The following is a 12,828-nucleotide window of genomic DNA, read 5'->3' on the forward strand; positions in this document are numbered from 1 at the left end:
GGCGAGCCGCCAGCAAATGCCGCCCGGCCATGACCACGACAGCCATGAAGCCTACGAGTGGCCGGGTGGCTTCATCCGGCACGGCGACGGCGAGGACTACGCGCGCCTCCGCACGGAGGAGCAACTGAGCGAACGCCGCCGGGCCAGGGGCCGCTCCAACCTGCGCGAACTGGCGCCGGGCCACACCTTCCGCCTCGCCGGCCACCCGCGCGACGACCAGAACCGGCAGTACCTGCTGCTCGGTGTCGGCTATCACCTGCAAGAGACCATCCAGGCCAGTGAAGGACAGAACGGCGCCGAGGGCTCCGTGCAGCGCTTCACCTTCGATGCCCAGCCCACGAGCTTCGCCTGGCGCCCGCGGCGCACGACACCCAAGCCGTGGACCGAGGGACCGCAGACCGCGAAGGTGGTCGGCCCGGCCGGCGAAGAAATCTGGACCGACCGATACGGCCGCATCAAGGTCCAGTTCCACTGGGACCGCATCGGCGAGGACAACGGGCACGCCAGCTGCTGGGTACGCGTGTCGACGGCCTGGGCGGGCTCGACCTTCGGCATGGCCGCGCTGCCACGCATCGGGCAGGAGGTCATCGTCGACTTCCTCAATGGCGATCCGGACTGCCCCATCGTCACCGGGCGTGTGCACAACGCCGACGAGATGCCGGCCTGGCAGCTGCCCGGCCAGAAGCACCTCACCGGCCTCCGCAGCCGCGAACTCGGCGGCGGGCGCAGCAACCATGTGGTGCTCGACGACTTTGCGGGGAAGATCCAGGCCCAGCTCAAGAGCGACCATCAAAGCTCCAGCCTGAGCCTGGGGCACATCGCGCGCATCGAGGACGTGGCAGGCCGCAAGGACGACCGGGGCCAGGGCTTCGAACTGCGCACCGATGGGCACGGCGCGGTGCGCGCCGCGAACGGCCTGCTGCTGAGCACCGAGGCCCGCGCGAACGCCCAGGCCCACGTCGCGGACATGCGCGAGACCACCGCCAGGCTCACCCAGGCACGTGATCTGCACGAAGGATTGAGTCAGGCTGCGCAGGAAGCCAAGGCGCACCAGACGGGCGACCAGGATGCAGTGACCAAGGCGCTCAAGGAACAGAACGACGACATCAGGGGCCAGGGCAGCGACCCGGCCCACGGCACCTTCCCCGAATTCCAGGAGCCGCACCTGACGCTGGCCAGCCCTGCGGGCATCCAGGCCACGGCCGCCGGCAGCACGCACATCGTGAGTGGCGAGCACACGGCCATCACCAGCGGCGCGCATGCCAGCATCGGCGCCGGCAAGAGCCTGCTGGTCAGTGCGAAGGAGGCCGTGCGCCTGTTCGCCCACAGGGCGGGCATGAAACTCACCGCCGGCAGTTCCGACATCGACATCAGGGCGCTGAAGGCCAGCGTCAATGTGCTGGCCAAGATGAACATCAAGCTGGAGGCCAACCGCATCACGATCACCGCCAGGGACGAGGTGCTGATCAACGGCGGCTCGAGCTATACGCGGTGGAACGCGAATGGCATCGAGCACGGCACGATGGGCATCTGGCGCGAGCACGCGGCAACGCACAGCCTGGTCGGGCCTGCCAGCCTGCCGGTCAAGCCGCACAGCGAATCGGACTGCAAGCTCAGGGAAAACGGCGCGGCCAACGAAGGCGCGGGCTCATTGGCACGTTGACCCGATGACGCTTCCCGACAACACACCTTCGGACCCGCGCTGCGTTGCGCTGGTCCGACAACTGCGATCGGCCTTCAACGCATCGGCTCGAGTGCTCGACGCTGCCGGAGGGCGCCCCTTGCGCGCCTATCTCGTGCTCGAGAACTGGCACGCCGGCGCATTGACCGGCGCCCTCGAAGAACACTACCCCGGCATGGCCGAGGAACGCGTGGCCGTGCCCGACCGCCACTTCAAGCACCGCGAAGAGGACGCGCCCTGCCTACTTCAGTTGCCGGAGCATTGGGCCGATTCGTCCCCGCACCCGGCGCTCGCACGCCTGGTCGCCAACGATCTGCCCGGATGGCTCGCGCAAGCCTGGGTGCAGGCCGAACAGCGCCAGATGCGGCAACCGCTGTGCGGCGTCCTCTTCAGCGAATTTATCGCCGTGGCCATTGCCGATCATTGGGCGGTGCTGGGCGATCAGCTGTCGCCTGCCGATGGCAGCGCGCGCCTCTTGCGCTATCAGGACCCGCGCGTGCTGCAGCGCGCATGGCCCGTGCTGTCCGACGCGCAGCGGCAACGGTGGCTCGGCCCCGTGCAGCGCTGGTGGACGCTGGAGCAGCCCTGGGGACCATGGTCCTTGGCCGACTTGGTGCAGCAGAACGTCCTGGCCACCTCTCGCGAGCCCGAGTGGTTCCAGGCATCCGCCAGGCCCGACGGCAACGCCGAAGTGCTGTCGTCGTCATCCGTCGGCCGCCTGGGTTTCGACCTGCCCCAATGGCAGGCTGCGCATTCCGCGCCGGCGGGCCATCGCGTTTGGGCGCGCCTTGCGGGCAATGGCGTGCCCGTCGACCGGCAACCCGACGGCGCCGCAATGAGCCGCCTGCTGGCCCAAGGCCAGAGCCTCGGCCTGAGCGACGACAACCTGGAAGATTTCGTCGACCTCACCTGGCGAGCACATCCGACCCAAGGCGCGAACCGAGAGGCCTTCTGGCAGTCGCCAAGCGAAGCCGCCCTGCTCGCCCGGATCCTGGACGCGTTGCGCCGCCGGCCGGACCTGCGTTTTGGCACCGCATACGCCGATGCGGTTTCTGCGACATAAGAAAAGAAAGAAAGCCCCGATGCCCTGCGCCACACCTTGCAAGAACTGCGACCGCAAGGGCCTGCCCATTCTGTTTGTCCGCTATGCGGCGGCTTACAGCGCGCAGACCAAAGGCATGAATGCCCTCAAGCAACTGCAACCCATGGGCCAATTGCAGGCCCAACCCGGAGGTGTCGCCATGCAGGCCGCGCTGTACAACGTACGCCTGCTGCGCGCAGGCTACTTGTATGTACGCATCGAGCGCAAAGGTCTCGCCCCCGAGTGGCAGGGCTACGTCGTGCACCCGCATGGCTACCTGGGTGAGTTTCCGGTGGCTCTGCCGCAGGCGGCAGAGTCTCACCCGGCATGCGAGATGGAGTTCCGTGGAGCCAACAGCTCGATGGTGTGGGTGAGCGATGCAAAGAACGTCACCAAGCTCGACTACATGTTCAATCCCGACCCGATCGACTACGAACACCTGAAGAAGGAGATCGAGCCGAACCTGGACAAGTACACACAAGGCTTCGACGTTGCGGGATGGGCAGGCGGTAACACGAGCCAAAAGGACACGCTGCAGCCCGGACAACTCAACGGGCAGGTGGTGGAGTTCAGCGCGCTGAGCACGCCATCCGTGCGCGACGCCATCGAGCCGCAGATGTATGGGCTGATGGGAAGCAATGCGCAGGAGCGCGGTTGGGGCGACTATGACGAACAGGTTGAGGTGCAAAGTCCAGGCTATGACGTGATGGGAAACGCTACCGGCGTCACGGAGATCAGCACCGACACGAGGAAGCGCATCGGTCCAAGCTATGACAAAGCCCATGGAGCTCGCCTGGAGCGTATGCGCACTTTCCTGTTGAAGAACAAGGGGGCGGTGGTGGCATGCGACGATGCCGTGGGCATTGCCCAGGAGCTTGGGCACTTGCAAACAGAAGCTCAAACGCCCTACAGCCATTGGCAGATCGAGCAAGCCGGCGGGTTTTCCAAGGGCGTGACCAAGGAATGGGTTCTTCAAACGGCAGTGAGCGCCAAGAGCCTGCGAGACCTCGTCAAGAAAGGCGCGTTTCAAACGATTGGCAGCGGCTACAAAGAATCCAAGAGCTTCCGTGCGCCGTTGCCCAACGATCCTCAGGCACGCGCCCTGGAGCTTGCTGCACGAAATGCCAGCAGAGAGCGAAACAGAGCGCAGCAGGAAACGACCGCCACTCAAAAAATAGACGCGCAATTCATGCGGCTGTTCGATGAATCGACGGCCAAAAGCTTTGTCGATACCGTTCACAAGCCAGCGCATGACAAGGTCCAAGCCTCGCGCTCCAAGCTCGGAGAGGATCAGGGCCGCTGGCTGGGCAGCTCATCTCTCTTCAATGTGATGGGTCGCTACAGTGGCAAGGACGCTCGCGTAGATCGCCCCGGTGGTGGAGCAAACCTGAGTCTTCAACTGGCCCAATGCCTGGCAGGCACCGAAAGCAATGACTGGGGCCGCAAGTGGCTGGAGCAGTTGGATCTCTGGGGTGATAACGCCCTCTCTCGCACGATGTGCTTCAACAACTTGGCGCACCTGGCGTCGCTCCGACCCGCGGTGGAAGAGGAAGGACAAGCCGGACAAACGACGGCGTTGCCAGCGCCGGACCCCAGCGTTCGATTGCTGGAAAGCCTGGCAGTCAAGCTCAAACTGCTCGCTGGGCGCGTCGGCCTTGGCGACAAGGCCCTTGCATTCATGAGTGAGTTTCCCGCCCTCGGAGAAAGCGGCAGGTTGCGCAAACTGGCGTGGCCCGCGCATGTCATGACACTGATGAGTGTGAAGATGGTCGCGGGCCTTTCCGCATTGCCTGTGACCCGCAAGGAAGCGCAGTTGGTCCGCTATATGGCGTTGACCGGCATCACCACGCTAGGGCGAACGGTGGAGAATGAAGCCGAGCGTTTGCAGTTGCGCGCCAATGACGTAAGGCGCGCACAGATGCTGGGGCGTGCCGAGAAGTTGACCAAGCTTTCCACTGCTCAGAAGGGCAAGGCCGGCGAAGCGGCGATGGATCGAGCGAAAGGTGCAGCGCCTGGTTCACGCGCAGCGATGCTGGCCGGTGTCTTTGACTTCGGAACCAGCTTGTTGAAGGGTGGACAACTTATCGTCAACCCTGATGGGCGCACCGCGGTGGAAATGGCGGGCAACGTCTTGCAAAGTATCGGCTCGATTGCAGACTGGCGCGCCAAAGCGTACGAAGAGACGATCTTCAAGGGCATCAAAGGCGCCAACGTATACAAGGAGAAGGTCTTGGAGATCGGTTTGGACACGTTGAATGTCGCGCAGCTGAGGAATCTGCAAAAAATGGCATTCAAGTTCTTGCTGCCCGCGGCGATGGTTTCTGTTTGGTTTGATGGGATAGATGCCGCGCAGTCGATACGGAGAGAGCAAGATGCATTGGCACTGGCGCAGATCACGAGTGTCTTCGGTACCATTTTTACAATTACTGGAACAGCAGTGATTGCGTTCGACATTTCCATTCTTGGAATCACTTCGGCAAGCCTTGGTGCTGTGCTGGGATTAGTCGGAGCGGTGCTTGTCGTTGCTTCTGTCGTTGCAATCGCAATCTTTAAGGAAGATGAGTGGATTAACTGGTTGACTGACTGTCCTCTGAACAAGAGTAAAAAGCCAATTCATGGTGATCTGAAAGAAACTTTGCAGAAATTGTCGAACGTGCGAGCTGAGCTGCAGCCAGCACATTAGGGAGTAGAGAATGTTCCCAAACGAACACGTCTATCAACGTGCGCGCAGGCGTTCGATTGCTGAGGGACGCAGGTGTGTGCAAGCCGACGGCAGCAAGAGATTGCTGATGGTCGATGAGTGTCTCGATTCCGTTGGCACAACAATACCAGGTCGATCCCTCTACGCGCAGAACGAAACCTATCTGGAGTTTTGCAATTCGGGGTGGGAGCAACAGTGGAAAGCCGGCATCGGTTCGTTTTTTGTCTTGCTGCCTTGTTTGCTGGTTTTTTGGGGGCTCTACGGGTTTGCAATACACCCGTTCATCACCGGAAACATGCTCTTCCTTTGGTTTGGAGCATTTGAAGCACGGTCAAATTTTGTCTGGTTCGGCTGGCTGCTGCTTTTCCCTTTATCCCTCGGCTGCTGCGTCCTGTTGTGGCTGTGGTTCGACATCATGGGTGCGCGTACGTGCTTCTTCACCTATGCACGAGGCCGCATTCGCTTCAATCGGGTGACGCGCAAGGTCTATCTGCTGAGGCCACGAGGTTGTGGTGGCAACGCCGTGTTCGACTGGAACCGCCTGCGCGCCATCATCGACATGGACGGCTATGACCTGCTGGCCAGAAAGAATGGTGCGCCCGGCAAGGCTGCTTACTACTCGCTCATCCTCTACCACCCACCGCTTGATGCAGCCGACCCGCTTGCCAAGGGCGAAGACGCCGTCTTCGTTGGCCCCACACTGCCCATGCAGCAGGAGGCGGCCCCCCTGTGGGAGTACATCCGCCGCTTTATGGAATACGGTCCTGGCCAGGAGGGCATTCCTGAGCGGATAGGGCAGGAGCACACGACCTACTGCGGCAAACCCAGTTCCAGTCAGTACAAGCTGGAGCAACGCCCAGGGGTGATGGAAACCGCTTATCACATGCTCAGTCAAGTCACCTGCTCGTGGCCGGCATTTCCAAAGGAATGGCAAAGCGATTCGGGCATCGGCGAACCTGAAGACAAGCCGGTGCAAACGGGCGCCGTGATGACGGCGCTCGTCCATCGAGCACAAGGCAAGCTGAGCAAGGCCGATGAGATCGAGTTCTTGCAGCGATGGGGAGCAGCCCAGACAGTGCAAGAAGCAAGGTCACAAAAAGCATAAATGAGTACGACGACCGGTAGCCGAACATCTGTTGGGGGCTTGCAGGGCTCTAGCTTTGCAGGCGAACTGCGATCAGTCTGAAGAATCCATGTTCGTTCGCGAAAACAGCTACCGACTGGCCCAGCGCCGCTCCTCCGAAAAAGGCCGCACTCACATCAACCTGGATGGGCAAAAGCGCTGGCCGACATATCGCACCGGCGCACGTGGCATCGAGATCCCGGGCCGGGCCGCCTATGCCCAGAACGACGCGTACCTGGAACTGTGCAATCCGGGATGGGATTTGCAGTGGCGTGCAGGTATGGGGAATCTTTACGTCATCTTGCCCGCCGCCGTATTGATCTGGATTTGGTATGAATTTGCAGTCCATCCTCTTGTCTTCAAGACGATCATCTTTTTCTGGCCGACCATGGCCTACGGGAGCGAGGACTGGCCCTATCTCGTCTTCGGTTGGCTCCTGCTTTTCCCTCTCGCTTTGGCTAGCGCCTTCATGATCTTCGCGTGGTTCCACTGCATGGGCATGCGAACCTGCTTCTTTACTTACGCGCGCGGGCGTATTCGCTTCAATCGGCTCACTCGCAAGGTGTACGTGCTGCGCCCCCGCTATTGCGGCGGCAACGTGGTGCTGGACTGGGAGCGCCTGGCGGCGCTGTTCGAACCGGAAGGCTCAAGCGCGGGCGCCAAGCAGACCATCAAGGCGCTGGCGCTACATCACCCGCCCTTCGACCCAACCGATCCGAACGCGAAAGGCGAAGACTGCATCTTCGTCGGCCCCGCCCTGCCGGGTCCACAAGAAGCAGCGTATCTGTGGGAGTACATCCGCCAGTACATGGAGGTCGGCCCTACGACCGATCACATTCCGGCCGACGCATCTTCTACCTACAAGGGCATTGCCCGTTACCTGCAGCCTGACTACACCACCTATTGCGGCAAACCCGACTCGCGCCAGTACGGGCTGGAACAAAAACCGGGCTTCATGGAGACGAGCTTCCACATGATGAGCCAGATCACCTGCTCTTGGCCAGCATTCCCGAAAGAGTGGCAAAGCGATTCGGGCATTGGCGAACCAGAGGACAAGCCGGTGCAAACGGGCGCCGTGATGACAGCGCTCGTCTATCGGGCCCAAGGCAAGCTGAGCAAGGCCGATGAGATCGAGTTCCTGCAGCGATGGGGAACGGCCGAGGCGGTACAGGAAGCAATGTCGCGCGAGAAGTGAGCAGACTGCGGGCGCGAGCGGCAAGCCATCGGCACGACTCGCCCCACGCTTGCCCGTCATATGCTGTAAGAGACGCTGCAGAAGCGCGCCAACGCGCGAGCTGAATTGCAATCGGTCCACTAGGAATTCCAGGATGTTCCCAAATGAGCATGTCTATCAGCGTGCGCGCCAACGCTCAATCGATGAGGGCCGCAGGTGCGTGCAGGCCGACGGTAGCAAGAGACTGTTGAAGCCCGTTGAGCGTGTCGAACGCAGTGGTGCGACCCTACCAGCAGGACGAAGCATCTATGCGCAGAACGAAACTTACCTAGAGTTGTGCAACTCAGGGTGGGAGCGGCAATGGAAAGCAGGCATCGGAACGGTATTTGTTCTGCTCCCGTGCCTGTTGATTTTCTGGGGGTTCTATGGCTTTTCACTTCATCCCATCGCTTTTGATCATGTGCTGCTGTTTTGGGGTGCCAGCGAAAATACGGCCACTTCAGCCGATCTATGGTTCGGCTGGCTGCTGCTTTTCCCCTTGTCCCTCGGCTGCTGCATCCTGTTGTGGCTGTGGTTCGACGTCATGGGCGTGCGCACGTGCTTCTTCACCTATGCACGAGGCCGCATTCGCTTCAATCGGGTGACGCGCAAGGTCTATCTGCTGAGGCCACGAGGTTGTGGTGGCAACGCCGTGTTCGACTGGGACCGCCTGCGCGCCATCGTCGACATGGACGGCTATGACCTGCTGGCCAGAAAGAATGGTGCGCCCGGCAAGGCTGCTTACTACTCGCTCATCCTCTACCACCCACCGCTTGATGCAGCCGACCCGCTTGCCAAGGGCGAAGACGCCATCTTCGTTGGCCCGACACTGCCCATGCAGCAGGACGCGGCCCCGCTATGGGAGTACATCCGCTGCTACATGGAATACGGTCCTGGCCAGGAAGGCATCCCCGAACGGATAGAGCAGCAACACACTACTTATTGCGGCAAGCCCAGTCCCAACCAGTACAGGCTGGAGCAACGTCCCGGGGTGATGGAAACCATGTATCACATGCTCAGTCAGGTGACCTGCTCGTGGCCGGCATTCCCGAAAGAGTGGCAAAGCGATTCGGGCATCGGTGAGCCCGAAGAAAAGCCCGTGCAAACGGGCGCTGTGATGACGGCGCTCGTCCATCGAGCACAAGGCAAGTTGAGCAAAGCCGATGAGATCGAGTTCCTGCAGCGATGGGGAACGGCCGAAGCGGTACAGGAAGCAATGCCAAACAGGAAGTGAAGCAACTGCGAGCAGTTGCACATAGGCACGTCCTCGGTGCGAATCACCCTCGCTTGCTCACCACATGCTCCCGCCGAAAGTTGCGCGGCGTACTCCCCACCCACTGACGAAAGCGCCGGTTGAAATACGCCTCGTCGGTAAACCCGCACTGGTGCGCAATCTCCCGCACCAGCAGCGAGGTGGAGGACAGCAATTCTTTCGCCCGCTCGATGCGCCGCTCGGTAACCAGGTCGGTGAATGTGCGATCGGTTTCCTTGCGCAGCAGGTTGGCGAGGTAGTTGGGCGAGAGAAACGCAGCGGCCGCGGCATCGGTCAGCGACAGTGGCTTGTCGAGGTTGTCGCGCACGTAGCGCACCACGCGTTGCAACGCGTCCCGCTGCGAGGTTTTCCCGTTGTGCTGCAGCGAAAGGCGCATCAGCGCCTGCTCCTGCCGCATGCAGGCCAGGGCGATGATCTGCTGCACGATGCCACGCATCGCGATCTTGGCACCGAAGCTGCGGCCCGCGTTCAGCGCGTGCAGCTCGTCGAGCCAGCCGCGCACGCGGGCGAAGTCGGCCTCGTCGAAGGCGAAGTCGACGTACTCCTGGAACAGGAAGGGCGCGAGATCGGGGTAGCGCGCGAGCGACACGTCGTCGAGGTCGAGCGCGTCGACCTCGAGTTCGGGCCACAGGAAGCGCTGGTCGAAGTTGACGATGCAGTACAGCGCATCGGGCGGATGCGGAATCACGTGCACCCGGTACGGCAGCACGAAGCTCAGGTGGCGCGGGCCGAAGGGGCGCACCTCGCCGCCGATGGCCTGCTGCGAGCTGCCCTCGATGCCGATCTGGATCTGGAAGTACGCGTGCCGGTGCGGCAGCGTGAGCTCGTTGCGCGCACCCTGGAAGCGGATGTCGAAGTCGAGGTGGTCGGCACGCTCGTGCATGCCGTAGGTGCGGACGGACGTGGGGGGAGGAGAGGTGCGCATCGGAGAACGGGCGGGTCGGCAGGCGTCTGCCCGCGAGGGTACGCCAACTCGCGGCCCGGAAGGCCGGCCCGGCTCGATGCGCGGGCCGTCCTCAAGCTCAGACGACCGCGACTTCCAGCGCGCCCACGCCCGCCACCGTGCCGCGCATGCGGTCGCCCCGCTGCACGGCGGCGACGCCGGCCGGGGTGCCCGTGAAGATCAGGTCTCCGGGCTGCAGCGTGAACAGTGTCGACAGGTAGGCGATGGTGTCGGGCACGTTCCAGATCATGTCGGCAAGGTCGCCGGCCTGGCGTTGCGTGCCGTTGACTTCGAGGCGGATCTCGCCCGTCGCGGGGTGGCCGGCCTTGGCCACGGGCACGAGTTCGCCGCAGGGCGCGGAGCCGTCGAAGGCCTTGCCGGTGTCCCAGGGGCGGCCCATTTTCTTGGCCTCGCCCTGCAGGTCGCGGCGGGTCATGTCGAGGCCGACGGCGTAGCCATACACATGGCCGAGTGCGGCCGAGGCGGCGATGTTCGACCCGCCGGTCTTGAGCGCGACCACGAGTTCGATCTCGTGGTGCACGTCGTTGGACAGCGGCGGATAGGTGAACTCGCCGCCGTCGGCCACGATGGCGCTGGCCGGCTTCATGAAAAAGAACGGCGGTTCGCGGTCGGGGTTGTGGCCCATCTCGCGGGCGTGCTCGGAGTAGTTGCGGCCCACGCAGAAGATGCGGTTGACCGGGAAGCGCGCGCGTTCGCCCTGGATGGGCAGCGAATGAACGGGCGCGGGGGGAATGGCGTAAAGAGTGTCGGTAGTCATTCGACGACTCTAGCCATCACCGCCCTGCGCCTTGGGGACGTATCTATGCGAGTCTTGGACTTAGCTACGGTTTCATCTCGGTTTTTTCCGGGGTGCGTGCACAGGCCACGGGGTGCTCCCCGCAGCGAAATAAAGGAGGAGGCCGCAGGCCGGGGGACATTCGCGGAGCAAGGTGCCCCGTCGGCGGGACCGCGCCCTGAACAGCTACTGCACGAATTGCTACCCAGCCGCACCGAACCCCGTATCGAAGGTCCCCCTCACGTCGAGCGGCTGCTTGATAAGCCCGACCTGCCGGTAAAAGTCCGCCGTGCCCTGCTGGTCGGCGATGACCTGCGCGTCGATGGCCACCCACTTCTGCTGGCGGCGTTCGAACTGCAGCTTCGCCGCCTCGGGCGGAATGCCGATGATGCGCGCCAGCGCGGCCGAGTAGGCGTCGACGTTGCGGTACGACCAGAGCTGCGCCTTCACCACGCGCTGCAGAAAGTCCTGCAGCACGGGCCGCTTCGACGCGATGGCGCTGTCGGTGGCCGCGAGATAGCTGAGCCCCGGCAGCAGGCCGCGCCCGCTGACGAGCACGCGCGCATGATGGCTGACCTCGGCCAATGCGGTGTACGGCTCCCACGTGGCCCAGGCGTCGACCGAGCCCTGCGTCAGTGCGAGCTTGGCGTCGGCGGGCGCGAGGAACCGGATGTTCACGTCCTCGGGCTTGAGGCCGGCCGAGGTGATGGCCTTCAGCGTGACGTAGTGGCCGATGGAGCCGCGGTTCGTCGCGATGCTCTTGCCCTTGAGGTCGGCGGCGGTCTTCAGCGGTGAGTCGGGCCGCACCAGCACGGCCGTGCCGTAGGAGTCGGAGCGGTTCGCGCCTATGGCCTTGACGCGCGTGCCCGCCGCCAGCGCGAAGATCAGCGGCGCGTCGCCGATGGGGCCCGAATCGACCGCAGCGGCATTGAGTGCTTCGGCCAACGGCGCCGCGGCCGGGAACTCCGACCACTGGATGTCGTAACCGAGGCCTTCGAGCCCGCCCGCCGCTTCGAGCAGCGCGCGCAGGCCGCCCTTCTGGTCGCCGGCCTTGAGCACCGGACGACCCTGTGCGGCAACCGCTCCCGGCAGAGCGACAGCGGCGGCAATCGATGCCCCCTGGACGAGAAACCGGCGGCGGGAACCGCGGGCAATGGATGTGCTGAAGTTCATGGCATTGCCCGTCGTCACAGCAGGAGTTCGGGCTCGGCTTCGAGCAGGCCTTCGTAAAGGCTGTCGAAGGAATGGATCGCACCTTCGGGCCCGCCGATCTGGCTGTGCGTGTGGCGCGCGGTTTCTTCGTCGATGGGCTGCGGCTTGCCGGCGGCTTCGGCGAGAAGTTGCGTGTGGCAGGCATTGTCGAGCGCGATGTACCACCACGCAGCGGCTTCCACCGTAGGCCCGGCCGTCAGGATGCCGTGGTTCCTGAGGATGGCCCCCTTGCGGTCGCCCAGCGCCTGGGCGATGCGGTCGCCCTCGCTGGTGTCGACCACCATGCCGGTGAAATCGTCGAACAGCGCCACGTCATCGTGGAACACGCAGCTGTCCTGCGTGAGGGTGTCGAGCTTGCGGCCCAGCGTGGACCAGGCCTTGCCGTAGGTCGAATGCGTGTGGGCAGCCGCAACGATCTTCGGGTTGTGCTCGTGGATCGCGGCGTGGATGGCAAAGGCGGCCTTGTTGAGCGGCCTGTCGCCAATGACGGTCTCGCCCTTCGAATTGACGAGCAGCAGGTCGGACACCTTGATGCGCGAGAAATGAACGCCGAGCGGGTTGACCCAGAAGTGGTCGCTCAGCTCGGGGTCGCGCGCGGTGATGTGGCCGGCCAGGCCCTGCGCAAAGCCGAAGCGCGCGAACAGGCGGAAGGCGCCGGCCAGGCGCTCCTGCCGATGGCGGCGCTCGGCCTGGACGGTGGGGCGCGCAGGGATGGGGTCGAACCAGTATTTCTGCTGCGGGTTCGGGTTGAGCTTCAGCGACGCGTGGCGGTCGATGGAAAGAACGGCACTCATGGGAGATTCCT

General features: G+C 63.4%; 10 protein-coding genes. 6 read left to right on the forward strand and 4 right to left on the reverse strand.

Features of this window, described 5'->3' with window-relative positions:
- The 6 genes from ACCD11_RS15715 to ACCD11_RS15740 all read left to right on the forward strand — a co-directional run.
- On the forward strand, positions 1-1,663 hold a 1,663-nt coding region (locus ACCD11_RS15715; protein ID WP_413314577.1), incomplete at its 5' end, for a type VI secretion system Vgr family protein.
- A 4-nt stretch (positions 1,664-1,667) separates the two neighbouring features.
- Entirely contained in the window at positions 1,668-2,744 is a 1,077-nt protein-coding gene (locus ACCD11_RS15720) for a DUF4123 domain-containing protein (RefSeq protein ID WP_413314579.1), read from the forward strand.
- A gap of 19 nt (positions 2,745-2,763) precedes the next feature.
- Positions 2,764-5,445, forward strand: a complete 2,682-nt coding sequence (locus ACCD11_RS15725) for a T6SS effector BTH_I2691 family protein (RefSeq protein WP_413314581.1) — start codon at positions 2,764-2,766, stop codon at positions 5,443-5,445.
- A 10-nt stretch (positions 5,446-5,455) separates the two neighbouring features.
- Positions 5,456-6,568: a hypothetical protein gene (locus ACCD11_RS15730; RefSeq protein WP_413314583.1), complete on the forward strand. Its 1,113-nt coding sequence runs from the start codon at positions 5,456-5,458 to the stop codon at positions 6,566-6,568.
- An 88-nt stretch (positions 6,569-6,656) separates the two neighbouring features.
- Complete coding sequence (locus ACCD11_RS15735) at positions 6,657-7,781, forward strand: hypothetical protein (RefSeq protein WP_413314584.1); 1,125 nt, start codon at positions 6,657-6,659, stop codon at positions 7,779-7,781.
- Positions 7,782-7,914: 133 nt separating this feature from the next.
- Positions 7,915-9,033 carry a hypothetical protein gene (locus ACCD11_RS15740; RefSeq protein ID WP_413314585.1) on the forward strand — a complete coding sequence of 373 codons (1,119 nt, stop codon included), beginning with the start codon at positions 7,915-7,917 and terminating at the stop codon, positions 9,031-9,033.
- Between the two features lie 43 nt (positions 9,034-9,076).
- Here ACCD11_RS15740 and ACCD11_RS15745 read toward each other — a convergent pair whose 3' ends face one another.
- The 4 genes from ACCD11_RS15745 to ACCD11_RS15760 form a co-directional block, all read right to left on the reverse strand.
- Entirely contained in the window at positions 9,077-9,997 is a 921-nt protein-coding gene (locus ACCD11_RS15745; RefSeq protein ID WP_007837300.1) for a helix-turn-helix transcriptional regulator, read from the reverse strand.
- 97 nt (positions 9,998-10,094) lie between these two features.
- Positions 10,095-10,793 (reverse strand): fumarylacetoacetate hydrolase family protein, encoded by a 699-nt coding sequence (locus tag ACCD11_RS15750; RefSeq protein WP_413314586.1) that lies wholly within the window; start codon positions 10,791-10,793, stop codon positions 10,095-10,097.
- A 219-nt stretch (positions 10,794-11,012) separates the two neighbouring features.
- Positions 11,013-11,984 carry an ABC transporter substrate-binding protein gene (locus ACCD11_RS15755; protein WP_413314587.1) on the reverse strand — a complete coding sequence of 324 codons (972 nt, stop codon included), beginning with the start codon at positions 11,982-11,984 and terminating at the stop codon, positions 11,013-11,015.
- Between the two features lie 14 nt (positions 11,985-11,998).
- Positions 11,999-12,817 (reverse strand): class II aldolase/adducin family protein, encoded by an 819-nt coding sequence (locus ACCD11_RS15760; protein WP_413314588.1) that lies wholly within the window; start codon positions 12,815-12,817, stop codon positions 11,999-12,001.
- Between the last annotated feature and the right edge of the window lie 11 nt (positions 12,818-12,828).

It is taken from the genome of Variovorax sp. Varisp36, from assembly GCF_047304235.1.
Lineage (GTDB): Bacteria > Pseudomonadota > Gammaproteobacteria > Burkholderiales > Burkholderiaceae_C > Variovorax.